The 24,304-nt window shown below is 41.6% G+C and carries 27 protein-coding genes; 14 read left to right on the forward strand and 13 right to left on the reverse strand.

From position 1 onward, the window contains the following. The first annotated feature begins 156 nt into the window (after positions 1–156). The gene (locus ACTB1O_RS03780; protein WP_462993805.1) at positions 157–2,577 is read left to right on the forward strand and encodes a protein kinase domain-containing protein; all 2,421 of its coding nucleotides are present in this window, start codon (positions 157–159) and stop codon (positions 2,575–2,577) included. A gap of 1,206 nt (positions 2,578–3,783) precedes the next feature. Continuing rightward, positions 3,784–4,158: a hypothetical protein gene (locus tag ACTB1O_RS03785; protein WP_462993806.1), complete on the forward strand. Its 375-nt coding sequence runs from the start codon at positions 3,784–3,786 to the stop codon at positions 4,156–4,158. A 16-nt stretch (positions 4,159–4,174) separates the two neighbouring features. On the opposite strand, the gene ACTB1O_RS03790 is transcribed toward ACTB1O_RS03785, so the two are convergent. From ACTB1O_RS03790 to acs, 4 genes are all read right to left on the reverse strand, one after another. Then, positions 4,175–5,326, reverse strand: a complete 1,152-nt coding sequence (locus ACTB1O_RS03790) for an FAD-dependent oxidoreductase (RefSeq protein WP_462993807.1) — start codon at positions 5,324–5,326, stop codon at positions 4,175–4,177. 70 nt (positions 5,327–5,396) lie between these two features. Continuing rightward, entirely contained in the window at positions 5,397–5,897 is a 501-nt protein-coding gene (locus tag ACTB1O_RS03795) for a rubrerythrin family protein (protein ID WP_462993808.1), read from the reverse strand. A 106-nt stretch (positions 5,898–6,003) separates the two neighbouring features. Continuing rightward, positions 6,004–7,224 carry an MFS transporter gene (locus ACTB1O_RS03800; RefSeq protein ID WP_462993809.1) on the reverse strand — a complete coding sequence of 407 codons (1,221 nt, stop codon included), beginning with the start codon at positions 7,222–7,224 and terminating at the stop codon, positions 6,004–6,006. Between the two features lie 176 nt (positions 7,225–7,400). After that, positions 7,401–9,293, reverse strand: coding sequence for an acetate--CoA ligase (gene acs / locus ACTB1O_RS03805; protein WP_462993810.1), 1,893 nt, complete (start codon positions 9,291–9,293; stop codon positions 7,401–7,403). A 213-nt stretch (positions 9,294–9,506) separates the two neighbouring features. On the opposite strand from acs, the gene radC reads away from it, so the two are divergent. Beyond that, positions 9,507–10,166: a RadC family protein gene (radC, locus tag ACTB1O_RS03810; RefSeq protein WP_462993811.1), complete on the forward strand. Its 660-nt coding sequence runs from the start codon at positions 9,507–9,509 to the stop codon at positions 10,164–10,166. A gap of 24 nt (positions 10,167–10,190) precedes the next feature. Here radC and ACTB1O_RS03815 read toward each other — a convergent pair whose 3' ends face one another. Further along, positions 10,191–10,814: a flavodoxin family protein gene (locus ACTB1O_RS03815; RefSeq protein ID WP_462993812.1), complete on the reverse strand. Its 624-nt coding sequence runs from the start codon at positions 10,812–10,814 to the stop codon at positions 10,191–10,193. Between the two features lie 124 nt (positions 10,815–10,938). On the opposite strand from ACTB1O_RS03815, the gene ACTB1O_RS03820 reads away from it, so the two are divergent. The 5 genes from ACTB1O_RS03820 to ACTB1O_RS03840 all read left to right on the forward strand — a co-directional run bounded on the left by ACTB1O_RS03820 (position 10,939) and on the right by ACTB1O_RS03840 (position 13,077). Next, positions 10,939–11,523 (forward strand): flavodoxin family protein, encoded by a 585-nt coding sequence (locus ACTB1O_RS03820; protein ID WP_462993813.1) that lies wholly within the window; start codon positions 10,939–10,941, stop codon positions 11,521–11,523. A gap of 136 nt (positions 11,524–11,659) precedes the next feature. Then, positions 11,660–11,878, forward strand: coding sequence for a zinc ribbon-containing protein (locus tag ACTB1O_RS03825; RefSeq protein ID WP_462993814.1), 219 nt, complete (start codon positions 11,660–11,662; stop codon positions 11,876–11,878). 32 nt (positions 11,879–11,910) lie between these two features. Next, positions 11,911–12,039 carry a desulfoferrodoxin FeS4 iron-binding domain-containing protein gene (locus ACTB1O_RS03830; RefSeq protein WP_462993815.1) on the forward strand — a complete coding sequence of 43 codons (129 nt, stop codon included), beginning with the start codon at positions 11,911–11,913 and terminating at the stop codon, positions 12,037–12,039. A 5-nt stretch (positions 12,040–12,044) separates the two neighbouring features. Further along, positions 12,045–12,386, forward strand: a complete 342-nt coding sequence (locus ACTB1O_RS03835) for a carboxymuconolactone decarboxylase family protein (protein WP_462993816.1) — start codon at positions 12,045–12,047, stop codon at positions 12,384–12,386. Between the two features lie 31 nt (positions 12,387–12,417). Next, complete coding sequence (locus tag ACTB1O_RS03840) at positions 12,418–13,077, forward strand: peroxiredoxin (protein WP_462993848.1); 660 nt, start codon at positions 12,418–12,420, stop codon at positions 13,075–13,077. A gap of 18 nt (positions 13,078–13,095) precedes the next feature. Here the strand turns inward: ACTB1O_RS03840 and ACTB1O_RS03845 are convergent, their stop codons facing one another. Then, positions 13,096–13,461 carry an HIT family protein gene (locus ACTB1O_RS03845; RefSeq protein WP_462993817.1) on the reverse strand — a complete coding sequence of 122 codons (366 nt, stop codon included), beginning with the start codon at positions 13,459–13,461 and terminating at the stop codon, positions 13,096–13,098. A 116-nt stretch (positions 13,462–13,577) separates the two neighbouring features. Between ACTB1O_RS03845 and ACTB1O_RS03850 the strand changes: the two genes are divergently transcribed. From ACTB1O_RS03850 to ACTB1O_RS03865, 4 genes are all read left to right on the forward strand, one after another. Beyond that, entirely contained in the window at positions 13,578–14,192 is a 615-nt protein-coding gene (locus ACTB1O_RS03850; RefSeq protein ID WP_462993818.1) for a flavodoxin family protein, read from the forward strand. 1 nt (position 14,193) lies between these two features. Continuing rightward, on the forward strand, positions 14,194–14,805 hold the full coding sequence (locus ACTB1O_RS03855; protein ID WP_462993819.1) for a flavodoxin family protein: 612 nt from the start codon (positions 14,194–14,196) through the stop codon (positions 14,803–14,805). Between the two features lie 338 nt (positions 14,806–15,143). Further along, complete coding sequence (locus ACTB1O_RS03860; protein ID WP_462993820.1) at positions 15,144–16,034, forward strand: hypothetical protein; 891 nt, start codon at positions 15,144–15,146, stop codon at positions 16,032–16,034. A 107-nt stretch (positions 16,035–16,141) separates the two neighbouring features. Then, positions 16,142–17,017, forward strand: a complete 876-nt coding sequence (locus ACTB1O_RS03865; RefSeq protein ID WP_462993821.1) for a hypothetical protein — start codon at positions 16,142–16,144, stop codon at positions 17,015–17,017. A 100-nt stretch (positions 17,018–17,117) separates the two neighbouring features. Here ACTB1O_RS03865 and ACTB1O_RS03870 read toward each other — a convergent pair whose 3' ends face one another. Next, entirely contained in the window at positions 17,118–17,804 is a 687-nt protein-coding gene (locus ACTB1O_RS03870) for a zinc metalloprotease (protein ID WP_462993822.1), read from the reverse strand. A gap of 121 nt (positions 17,805–17,925) precedes the next feature. Between ACTB1O_RS03870 and ACTB1O_RS03875 the strand changes: the two genes are divergently transcribed. Further along, a complete protein-coding gene (locus tag ACTB1O_RS03875) occupies positions 17,926–18,195 on the forward strand; it encodes a chorismate mutase (protein WP_462993823.1) in 270 nt (89 codons plus the stop codon). Here the strand turns inward: ACTB1O_RS03875 and ACTB1O_RS03880 are convergent. Genes ACTB1O_RS03880 through ACTB1O_RS03905 form a run of 6 tightly spaced genes read right to left on the reverse strand, consistent with a single transcriptional unit; the run spans position 18,192 to position 23,108 of the window. Continuing rightward, complete coding sequence (locus tag ACTB1O_RS03880) at positions 18,192–18,569, reverse strand: PAS domain-containing protein (RefSeq protein ID WP_462993824.1); 378 nt, start codon at positions 18,567–18,569, stop codon at positions 18,192–18,194. The two genes, ACTB1O_RS03875 and ACTB1O_RS03880, sit on opposite strands and share 4 nt — an antisense overlap. 44 nt (positions 18,570–18,613) lie before the next feature. Beyond that, positions 18,614–19,498: an acetylglutamate kinase gene (argB, locus tag ACTB1O_RS03885; protein WP_462993825.1), complete on the reverse strand. Its 885-nt coding sequence runs from the start codon at positions 19,496–19,498 to the stop codon at positions 18,614–18,616. Beyond that, positions 19,495–20,667 (reverse strand): bifunctional ornithine acetyltransferase/N-acetylglutamate synthase, encoded by a 1,173-nt coding sequence (gene argJ / locus ACTB1O_RS03890; RefSeq protein ID WP_462993849.1) that lies wholly within the window; start codon positions 20,665–20,667, stop codon positions 19,495–19,497. Before argJ ends, argB begins: the two co-directional genes overlap by 4 nt. Positions 20,668–20,671: 4 nt before the next feature. Further along, entirely contained in the window at positions 20,672–21,166 is a 495-nt protein-coding gene (locus ACTB1O_RS03895) for a CBS domain-containing protein (protein WP_462993826.1), read from the reverse strand. A 22-nt stretch (positions 21,167–21,188) separates the two neighbouring features. Then, on the reverse strand, positions 21,189–22,175 hold the full coding sequence (gene argC / locus ACTB1O_RS03900) for an N-acetyl-gamma-glutamyl-phosphate reductase (RefSeq protein WP_462993827.1): 987 nt from the start codon (positions 22,173–22,175) through the stop codon (positions 21,189–21,191). A gap of 27 nt (positions 22,176–22,202) precedes the next feature. Further along, complete coding sequence (locus ACTB1O_RS03905; RefSeq protein WP_462993828.1) at positions 22,203–23,108, reverse strand: ADP-ribosylglycohydrolase family protein; 906 nt, start codon at positions 23,106–23,108, stop codon at positions 22,203–22,205. A 188-nt stretch (positions 23,109–23,296) separates the two neighbouring features. On the opposite strand from ACTB1O_RS03905, the gene ACTB1O_RS03910 reads away from it, so the two are divergent. Then, complete coding sequence (locus ACTB1O_RS03910; protein ID WP_462993829.1) at positions 23,297–24,301, forward strand: PAS domain-containing protein; 1,005 nt, start codon at positions 23,297–23,299, stop codon at positions 24,299–24,301. Positions 24,302–24,304 lie beyond the last annotated feature (3 nt).

Raw genomic sequence — 24,304 nt, forward strand, 5'->3', positions numbered from 1 at the left:
GGCGATATGCTGGATCTTGCAAAAGGTGCAAAAGGTGCAAGACTGATATTTAATATAAACTAAAAATAAATTAAATTAAGATCAGCCTTAAAAGCAAAACAGATCCGGAACTTATCTGAAGATATAAAAATAATCACAAAAACAACGGATAAATGTATGACAGGGAGAGAAAAACCAAAAGGAGTATCCGCCAAAAAAGAGTTATTCAGGCGGATTATTCTTATTTTTCTCCTCACCCTTTTTCTTTTTGCAGCACTGGCAAACCCCGCCTTTGCAGGTGAGGCAAGAGTCGGCCAGAACATATATCCGACAATATCAGATGCTCTCAGTCATGCCGGAACTGACGACACTGTTATTGTAACAAGCGGGGAGTATTCAGAAAATATTGTTATAAACAGACCTGTTCAGTTAATAGGTATCGATTCGGGAGATGGAAAGCCCCGTATTGTTACAAAAACCGGAGAATCGGGAATAACTGTAAATGCAAACGGAGTTACAATAGAGGGATTTAGTATAACAGGCGACTCCGACTGTGCAATCCTGATAAATTCCGACAACAACATAATATCCGATAATGACATCCTGAAAACACCTGTCGGAATCACACTTTATTCATCAATCGGAACATCAATATCAGGAAACACCATAAAAGGTCACAGAATCGGACTTTTTATCGATGATTCGGTAGGCTGCGATATATATCTTAACAACTTTGAAAATATCATAAACGCAAAGTCACTCTCACGGTCGGTAAGATGGTCGACTGCAAGTCTTATCTATGAATATAAAGATGGAAACTACACATCGCCTCTTGGAAACTACTGGAATGACTACTACGGTATAGATGAGAATAAAAACGGCATTGGAGACCTCCCCTATAATCCTTATGAGACTGAAACAGGTGTTTTCAGCTCACAGAACCAGATTTTTCTAAACAACATAAATCTGCAGAACCTTGCATCGGCCGGAAGCAGCTACTGGCAGAATCTGTTTTATACTGCAAATTATGTCATTGATGAATATCCCTTAATTGAGCACAACATCATGTACAATCCTGTGGCACCTGCAGGAACAGAACCGGGAACGATTGAGGAGCCGGGACATAACCCTCCAAACGGAACAGGGCCTGGCATGAATCTGCCGCAGGGAGAATGGTGGAATCACCAGTCACCTTTTGAAATAGTTTTTGTAATGCTCATAATAACCGGCGTTTCAGCAGGACTAATTGGTCTTTCAGGTGGTTTTGGATCACTGCATCCCGTCAGGAGAACAAGAAAAATCGAGCTCCTGTTCTTTGAGGGAGGATATTTTGCACTTGCAGTCGCGCTTTTGTACACAATTATATCATATACCTCAAAACTGATCTACAACTCAGTTCAGTTCGGATATATTCAGATTGTATTCATTTTAATGACTGCATATCTCATTTCATCCTCAGGCATTCTTGGTTTTGGAATGTTAAGGTCAAAGGTGCCTCTTCTGCTCAAAGAAATACACCCGAAATTTGCAGCTATAACAACAGTCTTCTTCTTTATCTCATTATATACAGCTCCTTTGGACCTCGGCCCGATAACATCAGTTGCATATCCTGCAGGCCTTATACTCTCAGTATTACTCCCGCTGGTTTTCAGCCGGCTCTTTTTAGATGCAGAGAGCATCTGGGAAGAGAGCAAAAGCTACAAATTTATGGGAAAAAACAACTCTTACGAGCAGGATTCAACTGTCGTATTCCCAAAAGAGGGAGACATCATGGGAACAAACCTCGGCAGTTCATATTTCCCCGATGCATTAAATGAAAGATATAATAAAGTTGAATTTGTAGGGAAAGGCGGAATTGCAAGGGTTTTTAAAGCAAAGAGAAGAACTGACGGAAAGATTGTTGCAGTAAAGGTGCCGATAAACTTCGACGAGATAACAGGCCGCCTTTTCATGAAAGAGATGAGGATTTGGGAGGACTTAAACCACCCGAACATCGTCAGACTCTACTCTGTAAACATTCTTCCTGTGCCCTTTGTGGAGATGGAATATATTCCAAGGACAATATCTGACCTCAATATGCCCCTTTCACAAAAAGATGCGTTTAAAATAATAGACGGAGTTGCCCGCGGCCTTTCCTATGCCCATAAAAAACATATTATTCATCGGGATATAAAACCGCAGAATATTCTGATATCAGATGATAATACTCCCAAAATAACAGACTGGGGTCTGGGGAAGATTATGGGTGACGGTAATGATACCACAACCATAGGATTTTCGCTCAATTATGCCGCTCCCGAACAGATTGCTCCGAAAAAGTATGGAAAGCCCGATGAGAGAACAGACATCTACCAGATGGGAATTTTATTCTATGAGATACTTGTCGGCATGAGGCCTTTTTTCGGTGTCGGTGTTGCAGAGATGAGTGATGAGATTCTGCACAGAATACCGATGAAGCCATCTGAAAACAGAAATGAAGACCATCTATTTGATGAAATTATCATGAAGATGCTTGCCAAAAATCCTGATGACCGCTACAGAAGCGTTGATGAGATTTTAAAGGAACTCGACAGGATAAAGAGCATTATGGATGAATAATTAATATCCCTCACTTTGTTAAACAGAAAATATGTATAACCATCAGGTTATACGATTGATTGACAGCCATTTTACCCTTTTATATTCATACAGGGAAATCTTATTCTAAGGATGGTAAGGGGGATGCTTTACGGCATCTCCGGATGCTCCGTCTGAAAAAATATTCATGGCAGAGATGTCATAAACAATAAAACGAAGAGTCCCAAAGAGGTATTTCTTCAATAAAAAATTCGGGAAACCGGAGGTGATGTATAAGTATTGAAAGCAGAAGCATCATTAAGATTTAAAAAAATATTGCAGTAAAACCGACAGAAAAAATCAGGTAGGATCATACAATCCAAAAATCACCAGACATTAAAAAAAACCGATGGTGTCGGAACAACAACCCGCCTCATAACGGTTTATTCCCTGCAAAATAAAAACAATTACACTCGACTCCATACGATGCATGGGATAATTCATGCGACGGATTTTGCAGGGATTGTCCAAAAAAATAACATTTTGTCCAACAATCCCAACAAAAATTTAATTTTTTAAAAAAAATTGGCAACTCCGTTTTTAGTTAAGTTCATACACATTTATAGCACTTTTTTATCATTTTTAGGTTTATTTTATCTTTTTTTGGGTTTATTCATATAACTTCCTGATTATACAGGATAATCTTCGGGATTTTAACCATTTATATGCATATATGCAGATTTCTGTATAACAGATGCCAGACAGAAGCTGATAATAAAAATCCCCAAAACAGGGAGAATGGCAGGATGACTAAAAATCCTAAATAAGTCAAAAGGCATCTTAAAAAATACAGGAGATACAAAGAAATGATACAAAAAGAGATAAGAATTGCATTAGAAATTCATCTGACCGTTCTTGCGGTTTTCGCCGCACTGGTTTTAACAATGGCGTAAGAAGATTATACATGCCGTAAAAATACATGCCGTAAAAAATTTCTTTGTGATTTTTAACAGGGCTATGCATAAAGCATTGATGAAAAAAAACATTTTCATGCCTCTTTTCTTAATTTTTTAAAGAGATTATCTGAGGCAAAGAAAAAAACGAAAAATGCAGATTATCAGAGGAATGCGTTTAACCATCAGGTTATACGAATGAAACGATTGCATTGAAACCATTTATGACGCTGATCTGCAAGAGATTAAGTAGAATACAACGAAAACGAAAATTTCCCAAAAAAGTGAATACAATATGTGCATTAAAAAGATCATTTCAACAGGATTTCTGCTTATTCTCATATCAGGAACAGTCATTACATCAGGATGCATGGATATTTCACAGGGCCCCGCGGGGAATACAGAACCCGCAGCTGTTCAAAACATTCCCGAAGAACAACTGAATACTGAAAGTGAACTTAACTTCATGAAAGATATGTTAAGTGAGATGAAAAATCAGGGAAAAGATATCTCAAATCCTCTTGAAACCTACAGAATTGCCAGGATGCAGGTGAAAAGTAAGGATTTAAATGGTTTTAAGGACTCAGTCTCACTTTTTTATCAGCAGTGCAATGCAATAATGGTAAGAGAGCCGGGAATTGAAGATATTGATACCGATATAAAACTCTAAAAAATTACACTTATCATTATCTTTTCATCAGATAATCATATACCGAAAGTGCTGCCTTTGAACCCTCGCCGGCAGCGATTATGACCTGCTTTCCCTCAACATCTGTAACATCACCGGCGGCAAAAACACCGGGCCTGCTGGTTCTGCCGTTATTATCAATAATAATCTCGCCGTTTTTATTAAGATCCACAAAACCCTTAAAAAACCCGGTATTCGGATCGTGTCCTATCGCAAGGAACAGGCCGTCAGTTTTCAGCTCCTTTTTATCCTTTGTATCCCTTTCAAGAATTTTTATTGATTTTAATGTCTTATCACCGGAAAGGTCGGACACCACATAATTTTTAAATGTCTGAATGTTTTCTATTCCCTCATACTGCTTCAAATAAATCTCATCTGCACGGATTTTGCTTCTTACAATCAGATAGACATTCTTTGCAATCGAACTCATCTCAATTGCAGTTGTAACAGCATAATTTCCGCCGCCGACTATTGCAACATTCTTATCCCTAAACAAAGGCCCGTCGCATGTTGAGCATATGCTGATTCCCCGCCCTATGTATTTTTCCTCATCCTTTACTCCGAGCCATCTGGGTTTAACACCCGTTGTAATAATAAGGGCTTTTGCGGAGAAATCCTGATCAGAAGCGGTTTTTACCGCAAATATCCCGTCTGTTTCGGATACAGAGGTGACGCTGTCAAGTTCGATTCTGATATTATCCCCCCTGACCTGCTCCTCAAACTTCTGCATCAGATCGCCGCCTGTTGTCACCCGAAATCCCATATAATTTTCAATAGCCCATGATTCGAGTGCCTGACCGCCGATATTCTCCGTAATAATCATACAGGATAGCATCTTTCTGGCACAGTACATAGCAGCTGTAAGACCGGCAGGCCCTCCCCCGAGTATTAAGGCATCATATATTTCAGGTGCCTCCTCACTTCCGAATAATTCATTTAAACGTTTTGTGTCAAAGCCCAGTATCACTTCGCCGTCGATTACGGTTACAGGAACACCGTACTGGCCGGAAAGATCAACCATCTCTTTGGCAAGATCAACATTTTCGCCCACATCTATGTTTGTATAGAGCACGTTGTGTCTGTCGAGATATGCCTTTAAAAGACGGCAGTACTGGCAGGTTTTTGTGGAGTATACTTTTACATCAGGCATAATTACTGCTATAAATGCCGATGATATTTAAATGTGTCATAGAGCAGAAAAAAAGTGTTTTTTAGGCAGATTATTCAATTTCCTTAAACATTCTTGCAGGAACACCGCATATGGGGCATTGTGCGGGAATTTCATCGAATTCGATATTGCCGCATACCGGGCATAAAAAGATTTTTTTAACAGAGAGATCCTCCCCGTCCGATACAGCATCCAGGGCTTTTTGATATTTACCCGCATGAACCTCCTCTGCCATCATTGCGTGGGTAAATACAGTCTTTGCCTCAGTATTGTTCTCTTCTTCTGCACTCTTTACAAACGAGGGATACATCTTATCGTACTCCTCGGTTTCACCTGCAACAGCACCTTTAAGATTCTCTTCGGTTGAGCCCACCTTCTGCATCACAAACAAAAGCCTCTTTGCATGTATCGCCTCGGCCTCAGATGCAGCTTTGAAGAGTTTTGCGACATTCGGGTATCCTTCGGCCGCTGCTTTCTCTGAAAAACTGCTGTACTTTCGGTTGGCCTGTGATTCGCCTGCAAAGGCTTCTTCTGCATTATCTTTTGTAGTCATGAAATTCACCTTTCTGTATAACGAAAAATAATGATTTTTATTCTATAAATGATTATTCTTAAAAAAGAGAAAGGACGGATTTTAAACTTATTTTAAAAACAATTAATCAGGTCTGGCCGGCGTCTGTCGCAGCGATATTATTGGAATCATAACATTCTAGTTCTCTTTTTGCCCGGAAAAATACAGGAATTGAAATTGCCTCAATTAAAAGAACATAAATTATGAGATAAGAGACCGACATTGTATACAAAAACCCAATTAAAGTGCTCCCGATAAGCCATGAAACTCCGTAAACCGTATTGAATATGCCATAAACCGTACCTCTTTTTGAGATGTGTGTATAGTCCGCAACTGCGGCTCTTAAAATTGTCTCCTGTATTCCCATAACACAGCCCCAGATAACGGCTGAGATAATGGCAAATGTATAATCTGACGAGAATGCAAGAATTGGAATCATAATCACCATAACGGGCAGCAGAATCAGAGTAATCAGGCCCTTTTTGTCGTAATATCTTCCTGCAATTAACGCCGCAACGGCATCAACACCCATTGCGATTGCATAAAACAGCGGAATCTGTGCATTCGGGACAAGCCCGGTTGAGCTGAAATGAAACGCCATTATCGGAAATGCGACAAAACCGCACATTGTAAGGGCAGTAAAAAGACCATAGGGAAACAGGCTTTTTAAGGGCGGCGCCGGTTTTTCCAAAATCGCATTCTTTTCATATGATACCGGATCAGGAATTTTGCTTCTTACAATGAGAAGAGTTATGATCATCAGGATAAACGGTATCAAAAGGAGACTGAATCCTGAATTAAATTCACCTCTTGCAAGATATACCGCGGTAAATATTAAAGGCCCCAGTATTGCACCAATCTGGTCAAGTGCCTCATGGATGCCAAAACCCCATCCGCGTCCGACCTCTGATGTAATATTTGAAAGAATGGAATCCTTTGCAGGCGCCCTTATCCCCTTTCCCATTCTCTCGACAATAAAGAGCATTGCCGCAATCTCCCAGGAACCGGCAAATGCCAGAAGGGGGACTGCGATGAGCATCCCGTATCCGATAAATGTTAAGGCCCAGTAATGTTTTGTCGTATCGGCGATATATCCGGACAGAAGCCGGAGGGCATATCCCGAGAATTCCCCAAAACCTGCCACAATTCCGACAGTTAACGCAGAAGCACCAAGGATATACAGATACGGCCCTGTGACACTCCTGGCACCCTCATAGATAATATCCCCAAACATTGCCACAATTCCGAAAAGAAAAATAAAATAGTAGCTTTTTCTTCTTCCAGGAACATTGCGTGGATCATCTTCCATATTTGTAATATACAAAATTGTGTGATAATAATATGTTCTCTTAAAAAAAACAGCTGTATCCTAAAATACGGTGAAGGGGAAAACAGGGAAGATCAAACGATAAAAAATATTGAAAAAAAGGCAGAATTTAAAAAATACAGGAATAAATTCCTGCATTTAAGGCAAAGATCTTTTTTTCAGTCCTCCAGCGTTGAGATATCACCGGGGTCAAGACCCATCTCCTGAGCCTTTAAGACACGCCTCATGATCTTCCCGCTCCTTGTTTTGGGAAGGGACTCAACAAACCTGATATCAGACGGCATCGATATCGGCCCGAGCGTCATCCTGACGTGATACTTAAGCTCGTTTTCAAGCTTTTTACTGCCCGTATAACCTTCTTTTAGTATCGCAAACGCCTTTATCAGATTTCCTTTGAGATCATCCGGCACTCCGACACATGCTGCTTCCGCAACTGCCTCGTGCTCAATTAAGGACGATTCCACCTCTGCCGTTCCGATGTTATGACCTGATACAATGATTACATCATCAGAACGGCCTATGATTTTGATATAGCCGTCTTCATCCTTAATTGCCATATCGCCGACTGTGTAGCAGCCGGGAATGTCATTCCAGTAGCTTTCATACTTATCCCTGTTCTTCCAGACACCTCTCAACATCGAAGGCCATGGTGTTTTTAAGACCAGACGGCCACGTGTTCCGGGCTCAACAGGATTGCCCTGCTTATCAACCACGTCCGCAACCACGCCGGGTATAGGCTTTCCGGCGAAGCCGGGCTTCATCGGCTCACCGATAACCGTTGTGATCATATGCATTCCGGTCTCCGTCTGCCACCATGTGTCAACAATCGGAAGTTTACCCTTGCCGATTACCCGGTGGAACCACTCAAACGCCTCGGGGTTTAAGGGCTCTCCGACCGAACCAAGTATCCTTAAACTGTCAAGGTTGTATTTGTTCGGCCAGGAATCGCCATACTTCATAAACATCCTGATCGCAGTCGGTGCAGTATACATGATGGTAACACCAAAGTCTTCCACCATCTCCCACCACACCCCGAGATCAGGGAAATCAGGCGTTGTCTCTGTGAAGAGGATTGTTGCACCCGCTGCCAGAGGGCCGTATACAACGTAGCTGTGGCCTGTGATCCATCCGGGGTCTGCCGTACACCAGTACACATCGGAATCCTTCATGTCGAATATGTATTTGGAGGTGTAGTATGTACCGACCATATATCCTGCGCAGGTGTGCAGAACACCTTTTGGTGTTCCTGTCGTTCCACTTGTATACAGGATAAACAGCGGGTCTTCAGAGTCCATTACCTCGGGTTCACAGTCAAAACTCTCACCTTCAACGAGATCATTGTAATCCATCTCCATCTCGGCATAGAGCTCAATTTCCGGCTTTGTCCTTCTGTAAACGATGACACGCTCAACTGACGGGGCGTTTACGATAGCCTCGTCAACAATTCCCTTCAGGTTGATTGTCTTACCTCGCCTTATGCTCACATCCGCAGTTATAACCAGTTTCGCCTGGGAATCCACAATTCTCTGATGAAGTGATTCCGATCCGAAACCGGCGTAGACGATTGTGTGTATGGCACCAATCCTGGCACAGCCGAGGATTGCAATGATATGCTCAGGGATGAACGGCATATAGAAGCAGATGCGGTCACCTTTTTTCACACCCAGCTTTTTTAAGCCGTTTGCAAACCTCATAACCTCACGGTAGAGCTGGCGGTAGGTAAGAAGCCTCTCGCTTCCGTCATCACCCTTCCAGATCAAGGCAACCTTGTTTTTTCTGCTGTTGTTTACATGCCTGTCAAGACAGTTTGTGGTGATGTTTAGTTTGGCACCTGAAAACCATCTGGCATCAGGATAGTTCCATTCTAAAACACTGTCCCACTTCTTCTCCCATTCGAGCTCGCCTGCAATACCCTCCCAGAATTTTTCAGGGTTTTTTACAGACTCGCGATAAACAGTCTCATAGTCTCCCATCCATCTGTAATCTCTATACGATGAATCGGGAACATACACAGGAGTTTTTGTCATCTCTTCTTCTTTTGTCACAGACATCCCTCCATAACCTCAGGGTCGTTTTTTACATTATTAATCATTAACAATTATATAGTTTTCGGACGAAAGGATATTCGTTAATTGCCGATTTTTGCAGAGATATTTATCAGAGCTTTTCCTTTTATTACGATTTGCGAATTTAAAGCGCTACATCTATTAGGAATGCAGGATATATGGAATTTTAAGTGAAACGGGGGAGAAAACGAATATTTTATGAAAAAAATCAAAGACACCAGGGCAGAGGACAGGCCGCGTGAGAAGATAGAAAGACTTGGTGTAAAAAATCTTAAAAACCGGGAGCTTATAGCCGCAATCATAGGACGCGGAGTTCCCGGAAGGGATGTAAATCTGATATCCTCAGACATTGAAAAGCTCCTTGACAGAACAGAAGGGATACCGGAAGTATGTGAACTCAGGTCAATAGAGGGAATCGGACTTTCGAAGGCATCCCAGATAGTTGCCGCATTTGAACTTTCAAGGCGTTATATGGCAGAAAATATAACAAAGGTCACCTGCCCCGAAGATGTGCTCCCGATGGTTGAATACCTTAAGGGAAAAAAGCAGGAGTATTTTGTCTGCATCACCTTAAACGGCGCCGGCGAGGTTATAAAAAGCAGAGTAGTAACCATAGGAATCCTAAATCACAGCCCTGTACACCCAAGAGAGGTATTCTCCGATGCAATAACAGACAGGTGTGCATCAGTCATATTTGTCCACAACCATCCTTCCGGAAATCCCGAACCCTCACAGCAGGACCTGGAAATTACAAAAAGACTCCTGGAAGCCGGAAAAATACTGGGAATAGATGTTCTGGACCATCTTATCATATCACAAAGAGGTCATGTCAGCTTTAAAAAAAGAGGCCTTATTTAATTTTTTAATATTTCATATCCGGTATTATTCAGCTTTCTTTTCAAACTTTTCCTTATCTGCAATAATTCTGGTGCACATATCAAACGATTTTTTGTAGGCATCCTCAAGGATTTCAGGTCTGGTTTCAATATCTTTTATATTATCCATGTCATTCTGGAGAACTTCACCCCAAAAGGGGCAGTCAACAATATCACAAAAAGCATCCATTGAAAGTTTTATCCCGTCGAAATCATTTAATATATTCATGCCGCCGATTGACAAAAGAAGAGTTTTTCTCCATTTTTTTTGCTCCTTTGATATTAAAGGCTCATGACGCACATATTTTGCCATGAAATATACCTGAAACCTGTCCATAAAAGATTTAAGGGCTCCCGGAATTCCCATAGTCATTACAGGAGTTGCAACAATGAGTCCGTCCATTGACTTAAATCTCTTGAGAAAGGGCGAAAATTCATCATTTATCATACATCCCTCATTCTTCTCACAGTAAAAATGCTCCATGCAGGGCGAAAATTTAAGCGCTGTCACATCCACCTTCACAACACTGCAGCCGGCATCCTCCGCCCCTTTAATCGCCTTTTCAAGGAGTTTTGCAGTATTTCCGTCAGGGACCGGACTCCCCATGAGTGCAATAATCTTACAAGTCATAATAAAGTTTATCAATACCTCAAAGGACTTAAACCTAATCCCGATTTAAGCACCATAATACGCTATAATTCCGAAATTACTTTTTTACGAAAAACTATATTACACCATTTTGAAAAGATTAACCATGAAAATACTCGGCGTCAGTGCAAGTCCAAGAAAAGGAGGAAACACTGATATAATACTCAAAGAAATTCTTCGCGGGGCGGATGAATGCAATGCCGAAACAGAAGCCGTATTTCTCAGGAGTTATACAATTAATCCCTGTGTCGGGTGTGAAATGTGCAGAAAAAGTCTCACATGCTCCCGTTTTAATGACGGGATGAGCCTCCTGTATCCAAAAATCGAAGAGGCCGATGTAATTATTCTTGGATCTCCGGTCTACAACTACAACGTAACAAGCATGATGAAATCCTTCATCGACAGACTATACCCGTACTATATATTTTCAAATGACCGCCCCAGAAAATATACTTCCCGGCTTGCCGACAAAGATCGTAAATCCGTTGTATTTTCAGTAGCCGAACAGACTGACCCGAAAGAGACAGGGTTTGCAACAGAGGCCATGTCAATGCCCCTTGAGGCACTGGGGTATCAGACGCTGGAGAAATTTCAGGTCTCAGGATTTTTGGATAAGGGAGCTGTGCTTCATGACGAGAATATTCTCAGAAAGGCTAAACTGCTGGGAATGAAAATTGCAGAACATAAATGAAATAATTCATATACGCCTTTTTTTAATTAATTAAAAGATTATTTGCCTGCTTTGAAAAAATAAAGAGTGAATGGAACAGCAATACAGCAAAAGAACTAAATAGATTAAATCTTAATCAAGGGTTAGGGTGAAATTAATGAGTGAAGCACCAGCAAGAGTGAAAGCCGGGGATAAAGTCGGCAAGGGAAAGTATGTCTGTATTGACTGCGGATACGAGTTTAAAGTGGAAGATTCCCAGCAGGATTTAAGAAAATGCCCTAAATGTGCCTGCGAGATGTACGACTGTTTACCCATCACTCATATCAGAGATGATGTGAAGACACCGGAAGATGCAAGACATCCTCCGAAGAGATAAAATCAACTTTTTAGAACACGGAGGTTCTTAAAATGGTTAATGTAAAAGAAGAAGGCGAGGAGTTTATCTGCCAGATATGTGGAAATATTGTTGAGGTAAAAGAAGTCGGCGGCGGCGAACTTGTATGCTGTGGTGAGCCGATGGAACTTATGGAGAAGTGATTATTATGTGCGGTGGAATGGACGAACTTGGAAAAAACATTGGAAAGGTTCCTGAAATATTTAAGGAACTTGAAAAGACAGACCCGTCAATGCATGAGAAGATTCTGGCATTTGACAACATGGTCTGGAGTGACGGTGCACTGACACGTCAGCAGAAGAAGATTATTGCAATCGCAATTGCAGCATCGCTTCGTGACGGGCATGCGGTTTCTGCCCAGATGGCCGGAGCCAAAAATCTCGGCATCAAAAAAGAGGAGATTGAAGAGGGCTTAAGAGTCGCTTTTCTCCTTGCCGGAATGCCTGCATACGTGTACGGCAAATCACAGCTTGAAGAAGTATTCAGATAAACAAAAATATGGGGGGATTTTAAAGATGTGTATGGATATGGACCCCTGCGATTACGAGGAGTTCTTTTCGATGCCGGTTATTGGAGAACCGGCACCGGAATTTGAGGCAGTAACAACGCAGGGTCCGATAAAACTCTCTGACTATATCGGTCAGTGGGTAGTTCTTTTCTCACACCCGGCAGACTTTACGCCGGTGTGCACCACTGAATTTATGGCCTTTGCAGGAATTTACGATGAATTAAAAGCGATGAACGTTCAGTTGATCGGTCTTTCGATTGACAGTGTGCATTCGCACCTTGCATGGGTCAGAAACATAAAGGAGAAGATGGGTGTTGAGATACCATTTCCGGTTATCGCAGATCTCAGCATGAATATTGCGAACCTTTACGGAATGATTCACAAAGGACAGAGCAGTACGGCTGCTGTTCGTGCTGTATTCTTCATCGACCCTGAAGGAAATATACGGGCGATGATCTACTACCCGCTCTCTAACGGAAGGTATATTCCGGAGATTATAAGGATATTAAAGGCGTTTCAGACGAGTGATGAACATCACGTTGCAACACCTGCTAACTGGCAGCCCGGCGACAAGGTGGTCGTGCCTCCGCCTTTAACCCAGAAGGACGCGGATGAGAGACTTACAAAAGGCTACGACTGCAAAGACTGGTATCTCTGCATGAAGGATATCTGAACAACTCATCTCTTTTTTTCAGATCCTGTAATTTTTAAGTTTTTCCGGAGCATTGTCAACATAATGCCGCGGAATTATGTGTATATGCAGATGCATTACAGTCTGCCATGCCGCATCCCCTGCGTTTATTATGATATTATATCCGTCGGGAGAATATTTTTTATCCAAAATATCCCTGCACGCTGATACCATATCCCACATTGCATCCCTCTCCTCTTTTGTTGCATCAAAATAGAAGGAAAAATGCCTCTTCGGTATCACAAGAACATGTCCGGGCAGCACAGGAAAGTCATCATTTTTGGCATAACAAAGCTCTCCGTCTGAAATTACAGTATCACTCTCAGGATTACAGAACGGACAGGATTTAACCTTTTTTTCTTTCATATCTCAAAAAACCTCATATGTATAAAAACCGGTTTTTTAATTTTTCCGGTATAATTTCTTTTCATCACAGTTTTCATGTACGTTTTTATAGAAATACCTACTAATAGCCACTTAATATGACAATATCTGTCCTTGGTTTTGCGACAAGTCCGAGAAGGCATGGAAACTCTGAGGATCTTCTGGATATTCTCCTCGAATATATGGAAAAAGAGGGGGAGGTAAAAACAGAGAAGATTGCACTCTCAGAGTATGATGTAAAACCATGCAGAGGCTGCAATGCTTGTGAGAATAAAGGAGAATGTATAATTGAAGACGATACAGAAAATCTTCTTGAAAAGATAATAAAGGCAGACGTTGTTGTACTCTCATCTCCAATATACTGCATGGGACTCTGTTCGCAGGCAAAGGCGTTTATCGACAGGACACAGGTATTTCGTTCAAGAAAATATGTCCTCGGGATGCCTGTCGCACCGCCGGAAAAAATCGGGAAGAGAATGGGGGTATTCCTCTCAACTGCCGGGCAGGACTGGGATTATGTGTTTGATGCTGCAATTCCGACAGTAAAATGCTTCTTCCATGTAAGCGATGTAAAAGACAAAGACATTGAATACCTGATGATAAACAATGTTGATAAGAAAGACGAGATAAAAAAGCATCTGACAGCAAAAAAACAGGCAGAAGAGCTTTCATCCGCAGTTCTAAAAAAAATTAGGGAATTAAAGGAGTCCTGAAATGGTTTTGGTCATGGGTATATCCGCGAGTCCGAAGAGATATGGAAACACAGAAAAACTGCTTGATTCCTTTTTAAAAGGCGCAGAGTCGGCAGGTGGAGAAATTGAGAAGGTACTTCTTAAAAAACTGCATTATAAAAGCTGCCAGGCCTGTAATGGCTGCCATAAAACCGGAGCCTGCATAATAACAGACGATTTCACACCGCTTTATGAGAGGATTCTGAATGAAGTTGACATTCTTGTTCTTGCATCCCCCATATACTCGATGACAATTACAGCGGAGATGAAGAGCTTTATTGACAGGGGCCAGTATCTCTGGGCAAGAAAATTTGTCAAAAAAGATCTCACATTTGATATGGAGCACTTAAAAACCCACAAGGGAATATTCATATCCACCGCAGGACAGGACATGGATAATGTCTTTGATGCAGCATTTCCGGTGGTCAGGGCTCTTTTCAACGATGCCGGCTTTGACTACTGCAAAAACATAACAGCACAGGGAATGGACGTCTATGGAGATATTGAAGGCCATCCGGGCGCCTTAAAAGAGGCAGAAGAGGCAGGAAAAAATGTGGTTTTAAACCTCTGCAACAATAATCCCGCAAAAAAATAATTATCCACCGTCCCGTTTTTATCAGAACAGCAAAACAGTTTAATCTTTCACAACATCATTATTTTAATCAGACCGGAGGAAAGTTTCTGACAGACAGCAGTTGCCAAAGTTACGAAAAAAGACGCCTTGACCTTATATCTGATATTTCAAAGGCTAAGGATGAAGAAGAGGAAAAACTCAAAAAAATTCCGGGTTTTTCACTAAGAAAAGGCCACACAACCCTGATTGTTATTATTGCCATATTTACAAATATATTACTTTTCAGCTATGACAATGAAAACTACCTTAATTACTGGGTCATATGTGCATTCATCTTTTTGATGGTAAACCCGTTTTTGATGATGATACCAACTGAAAGAAAATCATTCAGACTGCCTAAAAAAAACAGGGATCTTAACAGAAAAGAGGCTCTTGCCGAGGTGAAAGCAGGACTTAAAGCACTTAAATTTGAGAAAAAAATTCTCTCGGAGATGGCATGGAATCTCTTCTTCATAAACTGCCATCCGCTTGTCCCGGGATTTATGCTGCTCTTCACAGGAAATATAATCTTTGCGACGTTTGGATATTTTACAGGCGCATTTGAGTTTACATCGTCCATTATAATCATAATCCAGTCTTCTGCGATAATTCTGTTTTATATCGGAATAATGGTAGTTAAACCCTATTCGTCAGGATTTTTTTCAGGCCTTTTAGGTGTCAGTATCAAAGTGAAAAAGCATTATAAATCAGGATGGATTTCGGTTTTAAAATACGTACTCCTTATATCCATAGTTGCGGTAATTGCCGGGATTCTGATAGTATTTGCTCTTGTTCTTCCCGGAATGTCACTTGGAAGGGTTATGACCATAGAAAATGTGGACTTTAAGGTAGTCATGTTTCTGCTGATATTCGCATCACAGGTAATTTTTGTCAGGTACCTCCAGGGCAGCTTCAGTAAAAATCTTGTGAACGGATTTATGTCATACAAAACCGAAGTATTCAGAGACGGTTTTCTAAAAGCACTCGGGAATATCCCGAAATCCACTGAAGGGCTCTCAGAAGAAGAAGTTGCAGAAAACTGCAATATTATGGAGAATATCGAACTTGCATCCGTTAAAATCAGATTTTTAAAGACAGATCATCATGATTTCTTCGGGTACTTCCCTGTCTGCATGATTGTTCCCGACATCGGCCTGATCCTTGAGCTGATTGATAAATACAAGGTATATAAAACTGATAACAACAGCTGATTTTTTTCAGTCCCTTTTTTATATATATAAATCCCAGTGAATAAATATTGAAAAAAGAGAAGATCTTATCAGGGATCTTTTGCTTTTTTTTATGGGAGAAATTAAAAATGAAAATTTCACACTTTAAATTCAGCAGAACCGCAATAGTTTTGTTTTTTATTTTTATCTTATCTTTTAGTGTCCCCGTATCAGCAGTGACTGAAGAGACGACTATTGGCGGAGTTGTTACAAAGATGACGCCGGCTGATCAGACGATGGAGATTAAGGTGGACAGGATCTGGAACGGTGCGACATGGACAGGAGTCTCTGTTACTTTCGTTACAAAAGAGATGATTACAGGAACAGTTCCCAACAGTTACGTATTCGACAAAATTTCTATCGGAGATCCGGTTCAGGCCACATTCACAGGAGACGAGGAGCAGATAGCAACATGGGAATGCATAGGAAAGGTTCAGTATGGTGGCTCCAATGGAAAATTCTTATCAGACGCTTTTGGTGATCCGAAGTATCTGATATCCCCGCTTTTTAACAATTTCAAGATTACATACAACATGAATCCGGACTGCAACAAATGCACGGGCTCAACATGCACTGCAGATTACGCCAGTCTCAGGGTATCGCAGGGATGGGAAGAGAAGAACTACGCAACCGAATATACAATAGAAAAAGGCGAGAGGCATGTATTTACAAGCCCTGAAGGATGCGAGTCAGAATTATCTGTAACATTCATCGAAGGAGAGGCCGGAGCAGGAACATGTCCGGGATACGCTGCCATAACAGGACCTGCCCCTGTCAGTGATTTTGTAATCAGCGTTGTTCAGAAGGGAACGGTTTCTGATATGATACCCTCACCTCCATCTCCCACAGTTCAGACAAAAACACAGCAGAACACTCCGCAGCCAACACAGTCGCCCGGATTTGTATATATCGGGGCACTTGCGGGAATATTTGCAGCTGTTTTGATTGTGCGAAATAAATTCTAAATCTTTTTTTAATTTAATCTTAATTAATCAGAAAAAACAGAGAAAAAGATCAAGGGCATTTTTTAATTTCTGGTAAAAAAAAGATTGAATTAATTCTTATTCAGAGAATTGCATTTATTATCATCGTTAAAATTCTGCCGTAATCATATGAGATCAAAAGAATTGCAAGTGATGCAACAATCATGACGCCAAAAATAACAGGATTCCATGAAAGAATCTTTCTTCCGTCAAGGACACTCACCGGCAGAAGGTTGAAGAATGCAATCATTGCGTTTACGGAAAGACCTATTGTTCCTGTCATAAACAGTAAAAATGCCAGAAAACTGTCTGTAAACGGATAACCAAGAGCTGCACCTGCAACAATCATCAAAAAGAACGGAATGCACAGAACAAGATTTGTCAAAGGTCCGGCGACCGATATCATACCGTCCTCCTCCTTCGTCATCGTCCTGCCCTGCTGTGCGTAGATTACTGTTGCACCCGGCGCTGCAAAGACAACACCGACAAGTGCCGCAAGTGCTACTGCCACAAGAAGCATCTGATTGTCCTTGTGAAACTCCGCCCAGTAACCATATTTCATCGCGGTAAACTTATGAGCAAGCTCATGAAGCAAAAACCCGACGCCTACTGTGAATAAGGATATCACAAAGAAAAGTATGAAAATAGAAGGTGTTAAGCCTCCGCCCCTTATGAAAAGAAGTGTGAATGCAAGCGCAATTGCAACCCACCCTATGATAAGATCATTTCTCTCCCTTGCAGGTATCCGTGATATAATATTCTGAATCATCTATACCTAATATTTGAATCAACTGTAACATATTCCTGTTGGATGTGACCACACCGACAGTCATGAAAATCAAAATTTCCGGCTTAACTTTTTTAGGGAAACAAAACAGAGATACTCTGTAATGGATCTCGAAAGTGCAAGAGAGGAAATTTACAATATCGATATGGAAATAATCAGCCTTATCAGAAAAAGGCAGGACTGTGCGAAATTCATTCATCTCGCAAAAAAAGAGGAGAATATATCAGTACGCGATGAAGGCCAGAGAGAATTAGTTCTTAAAAGAGCATACGGCCGGGCAAAAGAAGAAAATATTGACCCTGAAATGACAAAAAATATATTTGAGATACTTATCTTAATGAATGAGCAGGCGCAAAAAGAACTTGAAATTTAATTATAACTGCATAATACCGCACATATCAGAAAATTCTCCTCATCAATTTTACGGGCAGATAAAACTACATCCTTTCTTGTCTGTCCTGAACCCAAAGATGACAGTTTAAAATCATTTACAATCCCGTCCTTTCTCAGAATTGTAAAAAACTCATCCCGCAAAGGGCTTTTTTTCCATACGGCCACAAACAGTTTTCCGGATATTTCACTCTTATTTTTCCCGAAAAGCCTTGCAAAATTATTATTTACAAGTTTTATCTCAAAATCCGGGTGGGTCACAACACACATTCCCACAGGGCTTTTAAAAAAAACATCCTGATAAATAAAAGAGCCGTCTTTTTTTGTGCCGAATGGTGATGAAAAAAAGCCTGACATTAAACTTATTATGATTTTGATGCAAAAAAATATTTTTATGAGTTTTATTCAGAACTTTCGTCCTGTTTTATCATCGTCCCGATTCCGTCACGGGTAAAAAGCTCTAGCAGGAGTGTGTGATCCTTATTTCCGTTTATTATATGGGCATGGGTAACGCCGTTATCAAGACACTTTAAGGCTGCCTCAAGCTTTGGAATCATCCCGCCGACTATAACTCCGTCTTCTATTAACTTCTTTGACTCATCAACAGTCAGGCGGTGATATGTCCGTGTCCTCTGGGCATTCATAACACCGTCAATATCAGAGAGATTTACAATTTTATATGCCCCGAGAGCAATTGCAATATCGCCTGCTGCGGTGTCAGCATTTACATTAAAGCTCTTTCCCGTCCTGTCGATTGCAATAGGTGATACCACAGGAATGTATCCTTTTTCCAAAAGACCGAAAAGAAGCTCGGGATTTATCACCTCTATATCGCCCACATGTCCAAGGTCAACATCCTCCTCCTTCTCATCAACAATAACCCTTCTGCTTGCGGCCTTTTTTGCAAACATCATATTGCCGTCCTGACCTGCAAGACCCACACCTTTTGCGCCGAATTTTGTAATTAAGGATACTATATTGCTTCTGATCTTACCGACAAGAACCATCTGTGCAATCTCTAAGGTATCGGTATCTGTAATCCTGAGACCTGCGACAAACTTGGGCTCTTTTCCCATCGCCTTCATCTTCTCGGTTATCTCAGGACCGCCGCCGTGAACCAGGACTACCTTAAGACCCACATAATGCAGGAGAACAACGTCCTGAATTACAGTATCAAGAACCTCGCGGTCTATCATCGCATGCCCGCCGAGCTTCACAACAACTGTTTTTCCGTGAAACTGCTGAATATAAGGCATCGCCTCCATCAGTACGTCTACTCGTTTCATGTGGTGTACTTCCCGTTTATTTCCACGTATTTTTCAGTCAGATCGCATCCCCATGCAGTCGCCGACTTATCTCCGCAGCCTAAATCAAGATCAAACATGACAATTTTGCCCTTCATAAGCGCCTTTGCGGCCGCAAGTGCATCCGGATGATATTTATTGTCTGCCTTAATCTCACCTTTATCTGCAAGAACAACAGTATCTTTTCCGTCTGATATATTAACTGTCACGCAGTCTGGGTCAAAAACAACTCCGGCACGTCCTGCCGCTGCAATAATTCTTCCCCAGTTGGGATCTTCACCGTAAACCGCGGTCTTTACAAGCGGCGAGCCAACAACCGTTCTTGCAATTTCAGCTGCATCCTCCTCTGTTTTTGCGTTTCTGACAGTTACCTCAATCATCTTCGTCGCACCCTCACCGTCCTCTGCAATCTGTTTCGCAAGCGATACACAGACCTCTTCAAGAGCAGAGCAGAACTCATCGTAGTTTTGTTTTCCGGACAGACCTGTTGCCGTTAAAAACACACAGTCGTTTGTTGAGGTATCGCCGTCCACAACAACACGGTTAAAACTGCGGTTTGCCGCAACAGAAAGAGCGGATTTTAACTCTTCCTTTGAAAGTTCACAGTCGGTGTACACAAATCCGAGCATTGTTCCCATGTTGGGAGCAATCATGCCGCTTCCCTTTGCAATTCCCGCAACACTAAAGCCGGGCCTTACACAAAGTGCATGCTTTGGGAAGAGATCAGTAGTCATTATTGCCTTTGCGGCATCTGCCTCGGCATCAGAATCACACCTTAAATCAGGCGCAATGCGCCTGCACTGCTCCTCAATCAGTTCAATATCCAGAAATCTCCCTATAACACCTGTACTTGCAACTCCCACCCTGTCAGGAGTCGTTGAAAATGCAGGGGCTGCAATATCTGCCATCCTTTTGGCATCCAAAAGACCCTGCTCACCGGTATATACATTGGCATTTCCCGAGTTTATGATGATTCCGTCTAAAAATCCCTTCTCCATCTTCTCCTTCATTAAAATTACAGGAGAAGCTGCAAAAATATTCTTTGTAAAAACAGCCGCTGCAGTCCCTTTTGCTTTTATAAGCGCAAGACCGTACTTCCCTTCCTTAATTCCGGCTGCAGATACTCCTTTGACTGCACAGATGCTCTTCACGTCTCTAATCACTCTCGTATTCGGTTTTTCCGTCACCCATGCTTATTCCGCGTACAATATCCTGACGGGTTACAATTCCAACCAGCCTGTCATTGTGCATAACAGGAAGACGTGCTATTCCCTCTGCAAGCATGAGTTTTGCACCCTCTTCAATATCGGCATCAACATCCACTGATACAACATCACCACTCATAATATCGGATACAGGGCTGTCGCCAATATCTGAAAGCGCTTTTTTTGTCTTCTCCCAGTTTACAAATTCCCTGATCGGCACCTCAATTATCTCAAGGGGTGAAGGCAGCCAGAGATCATCGCTCAAATCCCCGGTCTCAAGAAGAGAGAGGATATCAGTCTCTGTAACAATTCCGACAACACGTTCACCTTCCATTACAGGCAGTCCTCCGATTCTGTTCTTTCTGAGTATTCCGGAAGCATCACGGACCTTTGAATCCAGCATAATGGTTATCGGATTAGGGGTCATCACATCTTTAATCAGCATTTTAAACTCTCCATATATTTTTTCAGGGAAACACCGGCGCAGTCATAAGGCCGTCATTCTCTTTAAACCCGCACATTATATTCATGTTCTGTATTGCCTGTCCGCTTGCACCTTTAACAAGGTTGTCGATTGCGGATACTGCAACAACTCTCATTCCCTCACTCTCTATTTTTATGTCACAGAAATTGCTCCCCCTGACTCCTCCAAGGGTGGGATTCTGCAGACGCACAAAAAATTCATCTTTATACATATCAGAGTAGAGCTTTTCCGCATCTTCCTGGGATATCGGACTGTTTAGAAGGATGTGGGCAGTTGTTAAAATCCCACGGTTTACAGGCAGAAGGTGGGGTGTGAAATGACATTTTGCCTTTGAACCCAGAAATGCCGCTTCCTGCTTCATCTCCACCAGATGCCTGTGATTTGTCATCTTATAAGCCGTCAGATTGTCTGCAACATTTGTATACTGGTTTACAGCCGACGGAGTCGTTCCCGCACCGGAAACTCCGGTCTTTGAGTCATATATTATTGTATGTGCCAGCTCTGCAAGGGGTGCTGATGCCAGAGTTGCACCTGTCGGAAAACATCCGGGATTTGCCACAAATTCCGATCCTTTTATCTCATCTCTGTGAAGTTCACAGAGACCGTAAGGCGCCTCAAAGTATGCAGTATGTGAAACGCCGTAAGTATTCTCATAAACATCCCTTGGCAGTCTGTAATCAGCACTAAGATCAACGCATTTTATACCGCGTTCCTTAAGATCCCCAGCATAATTCATTGCGGCTGTATGCGGAACAGCAAGAAACACAAAATCGGCATCGATGTCACTGACATCAGGATTTGTAAATGAAAGACTGCAAAGGCCTTTTAAATTCGGATGCACCGAATGAAGGAGTTTTCCCTCCTCCTTACGGGATGTGACAGATGTAACCGCGGCTTTCGGGTGTGACAGAAGGAGACGGACAAGATCTCCTCCTGTATAACCGGATGCCCCGATGATTGCAATATCCATAATAAATAGTATTGTTTTCAGTCGGAATTAATCCTTTGTGCCATATCGCATATAAAGCCTGTTTGCAAGGGTTTCTATCCTCTCACGTCCTTCCAGACCAAGAATTAAGTCCTCGGGAAGACCTGATGCTCCATATTGTGCACCGAGCCATGCACCACATATAAACCCTATAGTATCAGTGTTTCCCCCGACACTGACAGCAATATCCAGAAAGTCGGGGTCTTCTCCGAAACGTTCTATGAGATAGAATGCCATCGGCAGGGTCTGATAGACGCTTACGTCATTTCCTATAACAGGAAGGGCAGACTCCGGGCTTATCTCCTCTTCTGCAATTCTTAGTGCCTCACCTGTCTTTAAGCCAAGACTCTGATCCTCTAAAAATGCATTCTTCTGTGCCTCATGAAGCGGGTTTTCATCACCGTCAATTGTGGAACGTATAAGAGTTGCAAACGATATCGCAGCAGCGTGTGCACCGGGATGCGTATGAGTCACAGCACATGCCGCTGCAAGATTCTCCCTCATCTCAACAACATCATGATAGACAAGTGCAAAGGGCAGACCAAGCGGTATGCAGCCCGATGTTGTTGAGGAGCATCCGGAATTTTTTAGTCCGTCTTTTAGCATATGTCTGCATGCAGTAGTGATTGTCCCGTCAGGAAAACGGAGTTTCCCTGCCACATGAAGACTTTTTACTGATTCTGCATAATTTTCCGTAGTGAAATTTCCGCTCGCAAAAAGTTCAGATGCCACAAGTGCAATCTGGGTGTCATCCGTATACCCCCCGGCCATAAGATTGTCATTCGGATGACGTCTTGGAGCTTTTTTAAATCCGCTCTCTTTTAATTTCCGGGAGGGCGGAGATGTCTCATAAGGCATCCCCAGGGCATCTCCTATTGCTGCCCCAAGCATGGCACCCCTGTATTCATTCTCCATTGAATAGATTATTGAAAATATACAGAGATTAACTCTTCGCAGAATTTGAATCAAAGAACAGTAATTTTCAGAACAATCTCCAAAAACCCTGAAATAAATATATTGAACATACTTATTTAGTACTAAAAATATAAACTTTATATATAAACAATTCACTTAGTAGTGAATTTTTGCCAGAGGTATGTCTTATGTTGAATATTTTGATGGTGGACGAACAGCCGGAGATCCTTGAAATTGCCGGAATACACCTGAAAAAATATGGAAACTATTCAATAGATGAAGCCTATTCGGCAACTGATGCACTCGCAAAACTGAATCATAAATCATATGACGCAATTATATCTGATTATGAAATGCCGGAGATGGACGGCCTTACTTTTTTAAAAGAGGTTCGAAGAATAAATCCTTCAGTACCTTTCATTATTTTTTCAGGCAAGGGAAGAGAAAAAGTAGTAACAGAAGCATTCAGATTCGGTGCCGACGGATACGTTCAGAAAGGAAATGATCCCAGATCACAGTTTACAGAGCTTAATCACCAGATAGATATTGCATCAAAGAGAAGGTCTGCAGAAAGCGAACTCAGAATGAAGGAATATGCAATAGAGAGCTCCTTTAACGGCATATTCATGTTCAACGAAAAATATCTCATATCATATGTAAACAATGCCGCAATGAAACTTCACGGGTACGAATCAAAAGCAAATGTAATCGGAAGAAACATCGCGGATTTTTTTAATTTAAAACCTGAAAACAGTGAAGATGACAGTGTTTTCTCCCATCTTTCAGAGAAAGGATGGTACTTGGGCGAACTCAAAGGTCTGAAAAAAGACGGCTCCGAATTTGACATTCAACTGTCTGTTATCAAAATAGAGAACCGGATGACAAAAGAGACGTATTATTTTGGATCTTATATTGACATCACAGAAAAAAAGAAGGCAGAAAAAGCTCTTCTTGAATTTATAACAGAAGCTGCAAAAAGACTTAAAGAGCCCATGCATTATATCTCCCAGAATCTTTCAGAAACAATAGATCTGATTGGAAGTGGAAAAGACCCCGATATTTTAAAGATGAAACTGTCAGTGCAGTTAAAGACAGCAGAACAGATAATTGAGAACTTAAACGAATTAAACAAAGCCATATCAAGCGGATTTGATTCAATACCTCAGGATTATAAGGACTTTTTAACAAGGTGAATA

It is taken from the genome of Methanomicrobium sp. (genome assembly GCF_055145805.1).